Genomic DNA, 16,882 nt, shown 5'->3' on the forward strand with positions numbered 1-16,882 from the left:
AATCTATTTTGCAATAAACAAGAAATCGCTGGCGTCCTGGTCGGAACCAAAAGCACCAAAACGAGGGGTGGTTTGCAGGCGTTCCATAAACGAATTTAGCTCGGTGAGTGTCAGGAGTCTGTCTTCGCCACCATTTGTTTTGAGCGCTTCCAGAAAGCGGGAAGCAAAGGGCGAGTGCTTGCCCGCAATGCCATCAGAAACATATTCCTTACCGCCGCTGGTAAGATATTTTCTGGTTTTTACTGCCAGTTTTTTCACCATAAACTCCACGTTATCCACCTCCGAGTAAACACTTCTTGAACTGGCCAGTACAGGGTCGAACGTGCCTCCGAAGCAGACGTCCATGACCAGGAAGATGTGGTCACATTTAATATTGTCAATATTGTTGCGCAGCCGATTGTGCGAGATGTAGGTGTTTTTTCCTGGATCGTTGGCAATGGAGTTGCGGGCGACCACATACCCTTCCCCAAACGTCTCATCATACTGGCCATGCCCTGCAAAAAAAATGAATAGCTGATCCTGCGGCTTATAGTTTCGCAGCGCATACTCCCTCAGGATCGTGAACACGTCATTTTGATCAATATTCTCCACAATTCTTACCTCAAAACCATAGCGCTCTTCTAGCTCTTTGCCGATGGCTTTCGAATCGTAAATAGGGTTGACCAGGTCGCCCCAATTGTCGTACTGGTCGGTGGCAAAAAAAAGCCCATAGTCCTTTCTGTCGATGGCCACGGCGTCTTTCAAAGCATTCATCCCGACCACCACCGATCTGAAATCAGAAACGATTCCTCCCATCTCTGTTTCGGCAACAATCTCGATGTAGTTTTGACCGTCGGGCAGGTACAGATTTTGCTGAATACTGGTCAGCAGCGGGCTTTCGAGCTCAACATTTTTAACTGCAGAGGGCTCTCCATCGTTGGACGTTTTCAGAGCCAGCCTCACTGACTTCAACGGCTCCGTACTTACCACGGTGGCCTTCACGTCCACCCTGTTTTCCTGGCTGTTGGTATATTCAAGTCGTGGCAGCTCCCACACAATTCTGGGCAGGGTGGTGGCGTTTGCCGGCTTTGTGACGTCTATATGAACCTGGTTGGTACGGGTGGCTACCACCTGACCAAAAATCGCAGGGCTTACGAGCGTAAGCAGCGGAAGCAAAATATATCGTGGAGATAATTTCATCGGATTAATAATTTCTTTTGAAGTGGTGCCATATCACTATTCTCTATCACAAGCTGATAAATGTACAACCCTCCTGGAACGTCTTGCTGGTCAAATTCCCATTCAAACTCGTAAAAACCGGGCGAGAAAGTGCCTTCTGCCACCCTCTTTACCCGGCTGCCGTTCAGGTCGAAAATATCGAGGTGAATATCCCTTTGCGGGCCGGCAGGAAGCAGTACTGGAATGGTGGTATATCGGGTAGCGGGATTGGGGTATGCCGTGCCCAGGATCAGGTGGTTAAAAGCCGGAAGTCTGCCATCAGCCTGATAATAGACCTCGAAACCAGCGGCTCCCTCCGTCAAAGTAGCCCGGAATTTGTTATGCTTCTTCATATCGAGCAGGTTCCCGGAAGTCTTGTCGAGCAGGTAGAGGGCGGCAGTTTGATGTTTGAAACTTTCGTTGTCCCACAAAAGCTCCACCTGGTTGGCCCCGGAGTTAGACCTGAAGCTGAACTCCCACACATGCGATTCGGAAGTTGCAACGATGTCGGTGGCAAACCAGGGGTAAAAGTAATCACCATGCTGGGTGTACAGTTCGTCATAAAAGACAAACCTGGGCAGTAGCATTTTGTCGAAGACGTCTTTGCCAGGCAGCGCCTCCTGATGCATGCCGAACCCACCGACAGAGCGTGCCGTCGAACCATCGTTCACACTCAAGGCCACCATCCAGCTGGGGCCATCGATATTCGATTCGGCTATTTCACTTCGTTGTGTCCCGGTCAGCCTGCCGCCGACGGCACCGTTAAATGGGTAAATTTGAGCAGAAGTGTTTTCTTCAGCCCACACAAACCCTCCCGAAAAAGGCTCAACGATATCGCCGCTGACAAAGGCCTGGCTTGCATTGTCAAATGTTTTCAGCGATTCCACGAGGCCCGATAAATTGTTTGACTCAATAGTCTCCTCCCAGGAAATGGGAACGTTGAATGGGTTGCCAATCTGGTTCCATCCTTTCACAAGGCTAATCTGAAAGGGAATCTCCCCATTCACTTGCCCCGGGCCAATATTTATCTTTATGGGTTTTACAGCATTGAACCAATAGCCTTTGCCGGTTTCTATTCTGTTAATGCCTTCTCCCTTATCAACGTACTTGCCACCGCCTGCCCCATCACTCTGAAAATGCAGGATTCGCCAGTCTACTTTGTATCTCAGGGCGCCGGCCTCATTAAAGATGGTCTCAATTAAATTATCTTTTAGCGCATAGGGGATCGAGAACATTTGCCAGTCTGATTTTTTACCCCCAAAAGCTGTCAGAGGAATGGTGTCGCTTTGGGCGTCGTCGAACTCCCAGAAAATAAAGTTCTCCCGCCTGAAAATACTTGTGACACCATCAGATTCAGATACTTCTATTTCAAATTCCAGGCCGAGCGCATCGAGCAAATCGGGCGTAACCGTAAATATGAAGTCGTCATTGATATCACGCACCATGCTTTGCGGCTGCGACCATTCGGTTCCGGCAATTCCACGGTAGGTCAGCCTGGAGGCCAGTTCTCCACTGCCTCCGGTGGCCGTTACTTTCACCAACGAATGTTGCTGGCCTTTTTTGTAGGTAGCGCTGAAGGAAAGATTATTGATGGCAAGTGGCAGCGGCGGAGGGCTGAGCGATACCGTGACCACGTTGGAATAGGGAGATACGCCGGATTCATTGGCAGACCTCACCCGGTAGCCAAACACATCCGCCTCAGCGAGATCTGTGATATTGACGGGGCTGGCGGTTAGCACCGTGTCCTGAAAAACAAGGGTGGCAAAGTCGTCGCCTGATACCTCGAGCAGGTAGGCGGTGGCACCCGACACGGGATCCCAGTTGGCCCGGAAAGAAGTCGGCGTTACTGTTGAAGCGTCTCTGGCGATCGGGGTGGGCGGCACCATAAGCACGGATTGAATATTCGAAACCGGCGATTTGCCAGATTCATTGGTCGAGCGCACCCTTACCTGAAATACCTTGCCCGCTTCCAGCCCGGAAACGACCACGACCGTGTCGGTCACCGGGAGTGCGTTAAATTCCGACACCAGCGTTTGGAAGCCATTGCCGGACACGTCAACTTCATACCCCAGCGCTCCTTTCACCGCTGGCCACGACATGGTGGCACCTGCCTGGGTGATATTGGCCGGCGACCTTAGGACAGGTGCATGAGGAATGGTAATAAAAGACGTGACGCCGTAGTCAGGCGTTGTCCCCTGCCCACTTTTACCACTTGCATTCACCGATTGTACCCTCACGTGGTAGATTTGCCCCGGAAGCAGCTTGTCGAGTGAGTAAAAGGGCACTGCTGAAGGGAAATCCACCAAAACCGCAGTCGGGCTTTCAAAATCAGCACTGGTATTGAGGTCAACCAAGTAGGAGGAAGCCTCCTCCGGCACCGACCAGCTCAAAATAGCGGATACCTGCGTGATGTTGTTGGCAGCATTGAGCACTGGCGCTTTGGGTATCGACCGAATGGTGATCACGTTCGAATACGGCGAATGGCCTGAAGAATTGTATGCCCTCACCCTGGCAAAGTAAGTCTTACCGGCTTCAAGTATCGTCAGCTGATGAAAAACGGTATCCTTATGAATATTTTTCAAATTACCTCCCGAGCCATAGCCCGAAAGTGCAAAGGCGGCGTTGGTAAAGTTGAAGTCGGTGGAAACTTCAAGCTGATAACCGCTGAGTATTTCCGGCACGACCGACCACTTGAGTTTGGCCGATGTTTGTGAAATGTCGGTTAAAAAACCGCTCCCGGTAAAAATTGGAGTGGCTGGTAGTGTGAGCACTGTGACGGTTTCGGTGGCGTCTGAATATCCGGATTCATTGTAGGCGAAAATTCTCACGTAATACCGAGAGCCAGGTTGTAGCCCGGTGAGCGATTCTGACAGCGTGGTCTTAGCGACTATTCTGTCTTTGAACCCTTCCAGAAAGGCGTCAACTGAGGCAAAAGTCTCATCGGTAGAAGCTTCGAAAATGAATCCGTCAAAAATTCCAGGGATCGTTTCCCATTCGATAGTGACTGCCGTCTGCAATAGTTCGGTGATACCTGTATTGCCTGGCAAAACCGGAGTATCGGGCGTCGTCACTATTCTAACCGCTTCCGACGAAGGTGATTGCCCTGATGCACTGTACGATCGCAGGCGAACAAAATACTCGGAGCCAGACGACAGCCCATCGATCACGAGCGCCGTTTCGCTGGCATCAATCACTTTGGCGTTATACCCTGCGACGAAAGCTTCCGTGTCGGTGAAGGTGTTTTCGGTGGCTACGTCAAGGTAGTACCCGTCAAAAATTCCCGGCGGCGCTTCCCAGTGAATGGTGAAAGAGGTTTGTGATATCCCACTCACTCTGTCTTCTGCTGATACCGGAAAGGCAGGTGTTTCCGGCAAGGTCAGTACCTGTTTTGCCTCGGAATAGTCAGACTCTCCGTTGTTGTTATAAGCTTTCACCCTGAAGTAATAGCGAGTACCCGCTTCCAGCCCGGAAACATCAAATGTTTTGATCGATTCGCTATACGATGCTTTCAGCTGCAAAAAGTCGGGGCTTTCTGATATTTCGACGGTAAAAAGAAGAGCCCAGGCTTCTTCATAAGCGAGCTCAAATGTGGTTTGATTAACAGCAGTGGCTTCATTTACTTTGGGCGTGCCGGGCACAAAGCTTATCTCCCAAAGGTCATTCTTGAACCCATTCAATGTCTTGCCGCCATAGACCCATAAATTTTTATCGACCCCCTTAAATGCGTTGTGCCCATGCCTGGCCCCAATCACATTATTTGCACTCGCCTCCCCCCTGGTTCCGTATTCGTCAGGCGCCTCGTTAAAGTCGGCACCGCCCATCCAGGCCCAGCCGCCCGCTTGCAGGTCATATTTCCACAAATCGCTGTACTGATTGGACCCATCGGTACCCCCAAAAAGCCAGAAGTCACCGGCATCGTCGGTCCAGGCATCGAAATTATATCTGGCAGGCGGCACATGAAGCGGGTCGGCCACTCCCTGGGAACCGTAATATCCGTAGTCATACACCCCTTCGCTGCCGCTCATCCAGGTCCAAACACCGGTTTGAATGTCGTATTTCCATAAATCATTCATGGCGCCGATATTGCCTGCGATGTCCCAGCCAAATCCTCCGAAGACCCAAATATTCCCCTCGGGGTCGGTCCAGGCCTTTGCATAGGCTTTGGAGCCTATGGCGTTGGAGCTGGCAGGCACACCTTTTTCTCCAAAGATGCCGGGTAGCTCAGAGCTTTTGAACCCGGAAAACCAGGTCCACTTGTTGGTGGCTGGATTGTACCGCCAAAGGTCGTTGAACGTTTTGTCCCACCAGTTGCCACGTTCGGCACCACCAAATAACCATAGCATCCCCTGGGCATCCACCCAGGATGCGGCGCCGTACCTGGCTCCGGGGGAAGAGGCGCCTTCCACGCCTTTGGTACCATAAACGCCACGCTGCCCCTCCAGATTGCTTCCGTTGATCCAAGTATAGGTGTTTTCGTCAGGGTCATATTTCCAAAGGTCATTCCGTGCCGAGGAGGGTGATTTGCCCCCAAAAAACCACAGCTGTCCGTCAGTCCCATACCAGGAGGCAGCATTGAGTCGTGGCGGAGGAATATTGGACGAGCTGCTTATTCCCTTGGCTCCGAAGTTTCCGGCGGTTTGATCCAGCAGCAGGCTCCCGCCTAGGTATTTCCAGGTTTGGGTAGATTGATCGTATTTCCAAAGGTCATTGAAGAACCCATTTATTTTCTTGAACGGGTCGTCGGTTCCTCCAAGGCGCTCATTCACATCGTTCGTACCACCAAGCAGCCAAAGACTGCCTTCGTCGTCGACCCATTGCACGGCGCCCATTCTACCGCCGGGCGTAGGCACGTTGCCATTACCCGGCACACCATATTCCCCGCCATTTTCCTTGATCGGCTTATCAGTACCTCCCCACCAGGTCCACTCAAGCGACGACGGAGAAAGCTGAAAGAGATCGTTGTAATACCCAAGCTCAGAGCCCCCGAAGAGCCAGAAGCTTCCATCGGTCGAAGTAAAGGCAGAGGCGTCCCTTCTTGAGCCGGGGTTATTGTCAATGTTTGCCTCTCCGAGAGAGCCGTAAATACCTGAATTGCCTCCATAGGTGGGGCCTGCTATCCAGGTCCACTGGCCAGTGCCCGGATCAAAGCTCCAAAGGTCGTTCATCCACCAACGGAAATTGTAATTGTCTTTTCCATGACCGCCAAAAAGCCAGAGTCTTCCATCAGCACCATGCCAGCCTGCCGCCCCGCTACGCCCACCAGGCAGGTTTGCATCGGACGGTTCGCCCAGCGTCCCGTAAACCGGATCTTCATCCGCCGTGTCGCTGCCTGCTACCCAAGTCCACTCGCCCGAGGCAGTATTGTACTTCCACAGGTCATTGAAGTACTGGTCATAGTCTTCAGAATATCCCCCAAACAGCCAGAAGTCTCCGTTGTCGTCAGTCCAGGTAACGGCATTGGCTCTGGAGCCAGGCATATTGTCGGTGCTACCCTCCCCCCGGGTACCGTAGCTGCCACCGGCTCCGCTGTAGTCTTCTCCACCCATCCAGGCCCACTCGCCTGTTGTTGAATTGTATTTCCATAGGTCATTCAGATGACCAAGGGTACCATATGCATCGTAGCCATACCCGCCAAAAATCCAGACGTTATCGTCAGCGTCAATCCAGCCGCTGGGGTAAGACCTGCCACCCGGATAGTAACCCACGCCTGCCTCACCCAGCGCCCCATATGCACCTGCTTCGTCTATGCTTTCAAGGCCTGCTACCAGTACCCATTTGTTGTTCTCCCTGTCATATTTATGAAGCGCATTGAGCTGGCCTGCCGTTGCAAAAGCGTCGTATCCGTAACCGCCAAACATCAGGAAGTCGCCATTAGAGTCGGTAAGCGCAGCGGCCTGTGTACGACCGCCAACACTCGATTTGGGCAGAACGGCATCATCGACCCAGTTGGAGTAGTCGCCAGCCCCCAACCCGCCGGAAACCAGCGGGAAGTCGAAGTTACTTTGTCCGATTTGGGTGACCATCCCAGAGGCAGGTATCGGCTGTAGCTCAACCAGGTCTCCCCCAGCCTGCTCACCGTCAACATACAGGGTAATTTGATCGAGGGTTCCGTCTGCATCGTGCGCCACCGTCACAGCCACATGATGCCAAAGGTCATCATCGAGCCGCAGGGAGTAGGCTCCCACGGCTGCATTTAAATGTTGTTCGAAAATCAGCTGCCCGTCCAGCACGTACAGGGCGATAGCCCCCGTTTCAGCTGGTTCTGAATAGGTAGGGTTCGAGTAAGAAAAAATGGTGGCATCCTCGTCTGTTTTGAGCCACGTTTCCCATGTAAAATCCGATTGGTACTGATTGACGTTCGGAACTGACACATAGTCGTCGATGCCATCGAAGGATAATACATACTCGCTGTTGGTGAAAATAGAGATATTGTCAATGGCTATCCCTGCGAGCTCTTCAGCACAACATCCGTCGGTTAAGAAAATGAACCGAAAATAAACCTCGGGCTCATAGTTATACTTGTTCAGGTCATGGTATACGGTACGCCACCCGTCACTGTAGTGCCAGCCCTCTTCATCAAACAACCCGCTCACGCCATCGTACCAGTTGACACCCGTAGATGAGCTGCCTATCCTCTCCCAGTTAACCCCATCCAGACTCCCCTCCAGCCACAACACGTCGTCGTGGCCATACAGCTCGGTATAGAGATCAAATGAAATATAAGCGTAAGGAGTGGTGCTAAAGTCGAACAGCTGAGAGGTCAGATAGAAGGTGCCGTCGAGGTTGGTAGCGTCTCCATCGAGGTCTGTCACCCAGGAGTTGTCAAAATCAGGCGGGATGCCATTGGTCGGCACTCCCCATTCGAATCCATCGGAAGGACCGGAGGCAGACCAGTCTCCCCCACCGAGCTCAAAATCGTCGGAGTAGACGCCGACAAGGTTATTTGTAAAGAAGGGAGAAATTGCGTCTTCCAGATAGTTGGAGGCGTCACCCATCAGAGTAAAATTATTTAATGTGCCATGGTTAGCGTTGATCGAATGATCATTAACGGAACCGTGGAAGGTATTGTCTCCGCCGGCGCTTCCCTGCCTGAAGTCGTAGTATACCAGGAGTCCGGGATCTCCAGGATCTGCCGTGGTCATCTCGGCCTCTATATCAGCAGCCGACTTGGCCACGCTCCAAATTTTGGAGAAGGTGACTTCACCGCTCAGGTTGGGGTATTTGATAAACTCATACAGTGTGCCGTCGTTGCCATTTGAGGTGGCATCATAAACTTCCACCTCCGTCTGATTGTCGTCGTTGGGTATTCCCTGATCAAATGCATAATAAACCACGAGATCATCTTCACTTCCCGTTAGCCTTTCCACCAGATTGCTTTGAATTTCAGACGCCGTCCTCACCACTTCCCATACCCGAAAATTATCAAAGACCGCATCCAGGGCACCATTAAAGCCGTTGCCAAGCTTGGTCACATAGGTGCTGGTGGGCCCATTAGGCACCAGCTGATCAAAATTCTTTAAGAAGGAAGCCTCCTCGGTACCGTCGACGAACAGCGTAACAAGTTCCTGGTTACCAGACTGGTTTGCCTTGAAGGTTAGCGCCAGGTGGTGCCATTGCCCGTCGTCAATTCTGGTGAAAGATTGAGCATAATTGTCACCAAAATTTTCCGTAAATGCCCTGGCGTAACCGTTATTGATGGTAAGAGAAATATTACCGACTCCAGAGCAGCACTCATCTTTAGTGGACTCGGCGTACTCCAGTACAGTGCCCTCCTCTGACTCCGTTTTTATCCACACCTCCCAGGTAAAATCTGTGCTATAGTCCTTGAACCCGGTCATTTCGACAACATCGTCGATGCCGTCGAACCGCAGCGACAGGTCGGCCTCGTAGTCAGCGACGGCTCCGCTGTAGTTGGCGCCATGCATCCAGGTCCATTCTTTTTCCCTGGGAGAATACCTCCACATGTCGTTGAAATACCCCTCTATTCCGTTTTTGTCGTAACCGGCACCGCCAAATAGCCAGAAGTTACCCTCTTCGTCGGTCCATGAAGCGCTATTTTCTCTGGCGCCTATGCCTGATGTTTGAATGACTGAAGCCTTTGATGGTTCGGCGTTTCCTCCGGCCCATTTGTACAGCGGGGTTTGAGCCAGCACTACCTGACTCAAAAGCAAGGAGATAAGAATTGGAAATGTCTTTTTCATGGCCGTTAACGGGTTGGAACCCCTGGGGCGGGAATAATCGGATCTTCCTGAGTAAGCTGGTCAATCAGCAGGCCGGTAGCCACGCCAACCGTGAAAAAAACTCCAAGCTTCAGCGCCAGCGGAACTTTGCGTCTTATGGTGAATTCTTCAGTAAAAACCACCTCATCCCGGTTTCGCTTATCACTTATCTTCAGCCGGTAGTCTTTGCCGGGCTTCACCTTGACTGGTAAGATCAGCTTGGTATTCCCAACGTTGGGACGCTCCTCCAGCACCGCCACCTTGTTTTCCCCTTTATACAGCTCGAAGTTGAGAACGTTGTCGCCACGTCCGCCCGACCACACCAGATCATACGGCTTACCTCTCTTCAGTTCCTTGTAATCGTCAAATCCGTCGAGAAAAATAAAAGGAACGTAGACACTGCCCTTCAGCTCAAACGCCAGCTGCCCAACAAAGTCTTCACCGAATTCCTCCTTTGGTTTCCAGACGATTTTCTTATTTCCTCCCACCGAAAGGTTGACTCCAACATCGCCAGACACCTTTTCCAGGGGTTGAATAAAGTTGTCCTGAGATGAATAAAGGAAAAGAGCATACTTCCTCTCAAGGATATCATCCTTGAGGTCGTAGTTGATGATCGCCTCGTTATCTTTTAGCTGAATTTTGGTAATTACTACCTCCTGTGCGCTCAGGTAGTGGAGAAGAGAGCACTGTAGCATGACGAATCCCACAAACCTGCGAAATACTCTGGCCATACATTTTATCGAAAAGAAAGTCGAATGATCCTCCTGTCCCGTTCTGCTCTCAAAAAAATGGACGAAATAAAAAATGAGCAGTTGACGAAACGGTCTGACTGGAATTATCGAAAATTGAGCATAACTAACTGAAAAAGCAATACTTATTAGCAGGTATATTTACAGACCCCAGCATAGAGAGAACTGCCTGGCGTGGGCAGCATTTTTAAAAGCTGCCACCAGGCTCATGTGGGTGCGAAAGAGGCTGCGGTGTAATAAACGATTGGACAAATGACCGGAATAGATTGACAATTGCGTTGTTAACCCAGTCACCTCAACCCTTATATTTCTGACCTATCACGCCTCTCACTTCCTCAACTCCAAAAAGTCCTTCAGTCTCCCCTCAGTATCATACATCTTGAACGATAGGCTTCCGCCATTCACCCCAACGATGCAATAGTGATGGCCACGGTACGTCTTGGCGCTGAACCAGGCCCGGGTAGGGGCGAAGTCCTCGAGGTTGCCACCGGCGCCGCCGGCTTGGATGTACACCACGCCATTTTGCTCGCTTACTTTATTGGCTTCGATAGGCATCGTGCGCTGGTAGGTGTGCAAATGGCCAAAGAAGACCATGTCCACACCATATTTTTCATACAGTGGCACTATCTCTCTCACCTTTTTGTCCCCCAGGTCGGTAGGGCCTTCCCAGCTGTTGCCATAGTCGTCTTCATCGGCAGAGTATGGAGCGTGGTGGTGAGCCACAAACTTCCATTTGGCAGTAGACGCCTTAAGTCTTTCCTCCAGCCACACATACTGCTTTTTGCAGGGCGCAAATTCGTCTCTTTGGTTACTGTTGAGCATGAAAAACTCTGCATTGCCATAAGTGAAGGAGTAGAATCCTTCAGGCTCGGGCAGCACATGGTACTGATTGTACCAGTACAGATCCGATTCGCCGTTGCCTGCTACCGGAAACACCGGCACCCGGCTGGTAAGCTGTGTCATGGCTGCGAAGTATTCGTAGTTCCATTCAAACTTATGATGCTCCTGACCACCATCTGTCAGGTCACCCACGATCATCAAAAAGTTAGGGCGCTCATCCCACAGCATTTTGGCCACCCGGTCGTTCACGTGAGGCCTGGCTTCCGTATCCCCAATGATACCGAACGCAAATGGAGCATCAGGTTCAACGGCCGTAGCAAAAGTTAGCACACCAGATTCCATTTCCTGGCCGTCTTCGGCTGCCACTTTCACATTATAAAAGTAGGTGGTGCCTGGCTTCAAATTGTCCAATGTCAGCTCCTGTATGTATCTCCCTTCAGCGGCAGGGCCCTCCTTTTTTAAGCTCGCCACAGGCAATTCTTTCTTTTGTTTCAAAGGCAGCGACTCACCATATTCCACAACGGCCCTTGTCGGCCTGTCTGTTTCCCACAACACATTGATGCTGGAGGTGGTGGCATAGTTCAGGTAAGGCCCGGCATTAAAATGAAACGTATCGGGCCAAAGCTTCCCTTCTTCTACGTGCTTTTGAAGGTAAGCATAACGTTGCTTGATTTCGGAGACGTTGAGTGAGCGGTTGTACAGCCTGAAGTTCTTCAGCAGGTTGCCCAGCTGCATGTACGGCTCGTTGTGCATGTAGGAAGCCAATTCCAGCTCCTTGTCCTGCATCAGTCCAGCCATGACCCCTACCTTTTGCTCACCCAGCAGCTCTCCGTTCAGGTAGAGTTTCATAGAACTTCCGTCGTACACCCCCACCAGGTGTCCCCAGTGGTTTTTCCAGCCTCTTGCCTTTATCTCGTGGCTGACAACAGCTGCAAAGGGCTCCTTTTCTGGCTTCAGAGAAAATATAATCTCTCTTTCGTACAGTCCCAGCAACCATTGCGGCTCCGCTCCGGTGTACTTAGGCTTCACAGCGGCCAGCATTCCCACCGGTTGGTTCACATGGTTCACCAGCCAGCATTCAACTGTAAAAGCAGCAGTCGGCAGTTGATTTTGAGACAAAATACCAGCCAGCCTCTGGGTGGGTTCCTCTCCTTTCAGCACAAGCGGGATGCTGCGGCTATCCACATTGGCAAACACCGACTCCGGTGCTTTGGGCTGATTGCCGGGCGTGTTGTATGCCCTTACCGGCAAAGCATACTCGGGCCACAGCCACCAGTCGCCAAGAAGCCCGTTTTTAACATCCTGTGCCAGACCAACGGCGGTCTGCAAGGTAAACATGAGGAGAAGGAGGCAGTATTTCATTGTTTTATAAAATCAAATTGGTCGATGATATCCTGATCGGGGTCTTTCACTTCCAAATGGATAGAGTCGCCCTGCACAAACATACGAGCTAAATGATGTTTTCTGATCACAGTGTCCATTACTGGCTCTTCCGACATTTCACCCTCAGGCTCCAGACCTCCACCAGCTCCTCCTACGATCAGAAAGTTAACTTGCTGCCCACCATAATTTCTCGTTAGCCTTTCGTAGTCGTGTGTGTGACCAGCAACTACAAAGTCGATATCCGCTGACTCGTAAAGCGAGTCCAGTAGCTGCCTGACAACTCCATCGCCATGGTAGCCTGGCCAGCCCTGAGACAGCGGCGGCTGATGCAAAACGACAAAATGCCAGGTGGCTGCCTTCCATTCCGCACTTTCTATCTCGCTCAAAAACCATTGCTTTTGGTCGCTGGAATCAAAACCAATTGGGAAAGCTTCATTAGGATCGATGGCTATAAAAGCGCAATTGCCATACTGCCACGAGAAGTAGTTTTTGCCAGAAGGAGTGGTAATGTAATTGTTGTAATTTATGGGCACCAGGTCGTCGTAGTACCCATCATAATCGTGGTTGCCCGGCACGAGGTAGAAAGGAAAACGGCCTTTGGCCTGGCCAAGACTGGTCAGCAGGCTTTTCCATTGCAGGGAATCGGAGCCGTTGGCCACCAGGTCGCCGGCGCCAAGACTGAATTTGTCATCATCATCCTTGGTCTGAGCCATCAGTTGGCTGAAGGTGTTCCAACCGCCCTGGCTGTCGGCCCAGAGTGTAAATGAAAAAGGGCTGGCAGTTTGCTCCATTTTTGGCACTTCATATACTTCTGTCCAGGTATCGAGCTGACGAATCCTGTAAAAGCTGGCCTCGCTTAGCTGATCCAAAGGAAACCTGAATGGCTGTTGTTGGGCAGTCACTATAAACTCAGCGGTAAGGTGACTCGGGTCGTTGCCTGCCAAAATTGCTGCCTGGCCACTACCGGTACTCAACCAATTGAGCTCGAAGTGGCCTTTGTTATTCAGCAAAACAGGGGCACTGAGCATGGGATATGCACTCAAAAGTGCTTCAACCTTCGTAATATTCTCTATGGTCGGGTGCTCCACAAGAAGGCTTGCAGCTTCCATGGCCTTTGCCGACGGTTCACTCAACCGCAACACCTGATCGACAGCGGCACCTGCTTTTCGATAGAGTGCCAGCTGGTTCTTGTAGTCCAGATAGTTGGCGAGGGAAATCAGTTTCACTGTGCGCAGGCCACCAGCCATGGCGTTGTTAAGTACCCTAATCGTAAGCGTGTCTCCAGCCGTGGCCGTGGCATAAAATCTGTCGTCCATTAGCCTTTCCAGCTTTTTACCATTGAGGAATACCTGGGCGCCATCGTCCGCATTGACCTCCAAAACTGAAGAGTCGATGGGGTCAACCACCAGCCGTTGGTACCACATGGCGGTGTTTGGAAGAGTAACACGGTGAGGTAAGTCGAGCACTTCGGTCTGTTCCCATTCAGGGAATTCAAAGTCTGTCAGACTTTCATTTATTCCGGCTACGTATCGCCAACCTTGATCGATGGACTGAGTAATAGCAGGCGCTGGTGTCTTGACCGCTTTCCACTTTTCGGCCAGCGCAAGTCTGGCGGAGTCCTGCGGCGGTAATATGGTATAGGTAGGGGAAATAATTGAGTCCTGCTGCCGACAACCAAAGGCCGCCAGCAACAGGAGCACAATTACCCTTTTGAAATCCATCACTTGTTGAACATTGAGCCGACAATCGCTCCCGGCTCCGGAGTATTAACATATGTCAGGCCCAGCAAGGTAGCTGCGGTGGCTGCTACCTGGTTCTGATATAGTTGCCCATCCTGCTTCACCTCTCCTAATGCTGGCGTATCCGGGCCAATGGCCATCATCCAAATCTCTCCGCCTCCTTCAACCTGGCTGCCATGGCTTCTCCACGTGTCTTTCGGCACAGTGCCTCTTCCGTGATCGGTGGTGATCAGCAGGGTAGTCTTATCTTTATACTTGGGGTTGGATTGGATATACTGCCAAAGCTCTTTTATAAACTGGTCGGTACGGCGAGCTGAATGTAAATACTCGTCGTATTCACCGTCGTGCGCCCAGTCGTCTGTCTCACCATAGCTGATATACACAAGTCTTGGGCTGTTCTTTTTCACATATTCCATCATAAAATGATGAGTAAAGGCATCAAGCCTCACTCCTCCCCATGGGCCGGGGATTTCGTCCTGCAACTGATTCAAAAAAACTTCCCTGTTTGTCAGATTGCTGCCTGTTGCCTTCATGAATCCGGCATTCACCGGAATGCCGCTTCTTTCAGCGTTGATGATGTAGGGAAACACGTCCCACGAGCCAAAGCCAGCAACCTTGCCTTTGTATTGAGGCTGATTGTTGACGAACTCAAGCACAGTTTTATTGGGGTTTGGAATCTTGTCGTTGCTGGTAATCCTTTTGTCATCAGCAAATCCGGATAAAATTTCGTTATAGCCGGGATAAGAGAACCACATGCCATTAGCGCAGTTTACTTTGCTTCCCTCGTTGCGGTTGCCATACATCTGCCCCTTTGTGGCAATCTCAGACCAGAAAAAAGGGAATAACTTTTCTCGCCTTGTCTTCACATCTTCAGCCCAAAATTCCTTCTTAAGACTTTCTACATTCTCCACATAGTCTTTATCGCCAATCAGCGCTGCGTCGGCTCCTCCATAAAGTTCCTGCCAGCGAAGGCCGTCAAAGGTAATAATGAAGACATTCTCTGTTTTCAGGTCTTTCTTTTGCGCAAAAGTGCCCAGGGAAAGCGCTAAACCTGCAATAAGAAGTAAGCTGTTTTTCATTGTCAATCGGGTTGCTCCAAAAGTTGAGGGGGACAAACGTCCCCCTTACTTCCAGATAGGTTTGAGGCAAAAATTACTTCTTATTTAGTTTACATCCCACCAAACACGGGTGGTAATTGCATCGGTACCCTGGCGGGCAACGGCAGCCTTATAGTTGTCAGCGTTCAATGCCTGGGCATCGCCTGGGTACATAAAGCGAACAGGCACAGTTGGCTGCACAGCTCCAGGGCCAGGTGTAATTGTTGGGATGCCTGTTCTTCTCCAGTCGAACCAGGCCTCCATGCCATTGAAGAAAAGAGCGACCCACTTCTGTGTGCCAATCTTCTGCAATTTCTCAGCTGTCGTGCCAGTGTAAGCAACATCAGCCTGAGCGAAGTAAGCTGCATCAGGTGAAGCCACTTCAATAATCTCAGAATAGTTACCTACCGCAAGCCTCTCCAGGTAATACTCAAAAGAGGCATTGATACCATTGAGGTAGTAGGCTTCGGCCGTACCTGTTGAGATAAAGCCCCGCTCCCTTGCTTCCGCCAAAATGAACTGAAGCTCAGCATAGCTCATTAGCATCGCTTCAGCGGCCGTTGGAGAGGCTCTGTCAGGGTTACAAGCACGACATGCGAACATAAGTCCGATTCTTGAAATGAAATTGGAGCCGACTTTTTCAGGATCCCCGCTTGGCGAATAAGCCAAAGCCTGAGCATCAGCCAGGCCATTAGGGACGCCTGCATAATCAGCATGGCTGCCCACAACACCTGCACCTGAATCGTTGGTAGGCTGAGCATACACAAATAATCTTGGATCATTCAAGTCTTTCAGAATGGTCTCCATGTTGACGCTCAGTCTGTACTCATCAAAAGAGCCCGAACGATTGGTATACTGCGGCTGCTGATTAGGCGCATCTGACAAGTACTCCAACGCTACGTTGTCGTCGTTGCTTTCAAAAATTGGATTTGCCTCAAGGTTACCAAGGATCGCCTGCATCCCTGAAGATGGGTCGTTTCTGTCAGACAAGCGCATGTAAATTCTCAGGCGCAGTGAATTGGCAAATTTTCTCCACTTCATCAGGTCACCACCAAAAAGGATGTCGCCACTTACCGAACCAGTAGCACTGGCCAGAATGGTATTGGCTTCCGCCAGCTCAGCCAGCACTCCCTGATAAACAGACTCCTGTGTATCAAATACCGGAAGGTTGGTACCTTCTTTTGCACTTGTTGCTTCAGAATAAGGAATATCACCATAAGCATCTGTCATGAATGAATACATCCATGATCTCATGATTTTGGCGATGCCAATGTATTGCGGCTGCCCGGCCTCCTCTGACAGAATGATGATATTGTTCACATCACGCATGGCATTGTAGAAAGTACCGTATGGGTCTCCTTGAGGCCCCCACAGGTATCTGTCCTCGCTGGTGAACTGAATTTTTGCTGAATACTGCATCACCACGTTACCATATCCCCACGCCAGTCCGGCTACTTCGTTCACCGGGTTTCTGATGATGGTAGGCAGAAGCAGTGCCGTTGGTACGGACTCGGGGTCATTCGGGTTGGTGTTTACCTCCTGGAAGTCCTTGTCGCATGATGTAGCCACAAAAAGACCAGCCAGCAGTGCTATTGATTTTATAGAATTGCTTTTGATTTTCATTTCTGTTTTCCTTTGAAGTTTTAAAAGATGAACCA

General features: G+C 50.7%; 7 protein-coding genes. All 7 read right to left on the reverse strand.

What is annotated here, in order from left to right:
- Window positions 1-3: 3 nt before the first annotated feature.
- On the reverse strand, window positions 4-1,179 hold the full coding sequence (locus GC130_RS19795; protein WP_152000085.1) for a caspase family protein: 1,176 nt from the start codon (window positions 1,177-1,179) through the stop codon (window positions 4-6).
- Complete coding sequence (locus tag GC130_RS19800) at window positions 1,176-9,398, reverse strand: fibronectin type III domain-containing protein (RefSeq protein WP_152000086.1); 8,223 nt, start codon at window positions 9,396-9,398, stop codon at window positions 1,176-1,178. The genes GC130_RS19795 and GC130_RS19800 overlap by 4 nt, the downstream gene beginning before the upstream one ends.
- Before the next feature lie 5 nt (window positions 9,399-9,403).
- The gene (locus GC130_RS19805; RefSeq protein ID WP_152000087.1) at window positions 9,404-10,147 is read right to left on the reverse strand and encodes a hypothetical protein; all 744 of its coding nucleotides are present in this window, start codon (window positions 10,145-10,147) and stop codon (window positions 9,404-9,406) included.
- Window positions 10,148-10,492: 345 nt separating this feature from the next.
- Window positions 10,493-12,367 (reverse strand): metallophosphoesterase, encoded by a 1,875-nt coding sequence (locus GC130_RS19810; RefSeq protein ID WP_152000088.1) that lies wholly within the window; start codon window positions 12,365-12,367, stop codon window positions 10,493-10,495.
- Window positions 12,364-14,109 (reverse strand): metallophosphoesterase, encoded by a 1,746-nt coding sequence (locus GC130_RS19815; RefSeq protein WP_152000089.1) that lies wholly within the window; start codon window positions 14,107-14,109, stop codon window positions 12,364-12,366. Before GC130_RS19815 ends, GC130_RS19810 begins: the two co-directional genes overlap by 4 nt.
- Window positions 14,109-15,206, reverse strand: coding sequence for an alkaline phosphatase family protein (locus GC130_RS19820; protein WP_152000090.1), 1,098 nt, complete (start codon window positions 15,204-15,206; stop codon window positions 14,109-14,111). Before GC130_RS19820 ends, GC130_RS19815 begins: the two co-directional genes overlap by 1 nt.
- 84 nt (window positions 15,207-15,290) lie before the next feature.
- Window positions 15,291-16,847, reverse strand: a complete 1,557-nt coding sequence (locus tag GC130_RS19825; RefSeq protein WP_152000091.1) for a SusD/RagB family nutrient-binding outer membrane lipoprotein — start codon at window positions 16,845-16,847, stop codon at window positions 15,291-15,293.
- Window positions 16,848-16,882 lie beyond the last annotated feature (35 nt).

It is taken from the genome of Imperialibacter sp. EC-SDR9 (genome assembly GCF_902498805.1).
Lineage (GTDB): Bacteria > Bacteroidota > Bacteroidia > Cytophagales > Cyclobacteriaceae > Imperialibacter.

Coding starts and splice junctions, on each gene's coding strand:
- GC130_RS19795 (WP_152000085.1), bottom strand. CDS start 1,179: ATGAAATTATCTCCACGATATATTTTGCTTCCGCTGCTTACGCTCGTA.
- GC130_RS19815 (WP_152000089.1), bottom strand. CDS start 14,109: ATGGATTTCAAAAGGGTAATTGTGCTCCTGTTGCTGGCGGCCTTTGGT.
- GC130_RS19800 (WP_152000086.1), bottom strand. CDS start 9,398: ATGAAAAAGACATTTCCAATTCTTATCTCCTTGCTTTTGAGTCAGGTA.
- GC130_RS19805 (WP_152000087.1), bottom strand. CDS start 10,147: ATGGCCAGAGTATTTCGCAGGTTTGTGGGATTCGTCATGCTACAGTGC.
- GC130_RS19810 (WP_152000088.1), bottom strand. CDS start 12,367: ATGAAATACTGCCTCCTTCTCCTCATGTTTACCTTGCAGACCGCCGTT.
- GC130_RS19825 (WP_152000091.1), bottom strand. CDS start 16,847: ATGAAAATCAAAAGCAATTCTATAAAATCAATAGCACTGCTGGCTGGT.
- GC130_RS19820 (WP_152000090.1), bottom strand. CDS start 15,206: ATGAAAAACAGCTTACTTCTTATTGCAGGTTTAGCGCTTTCCCTGGGC.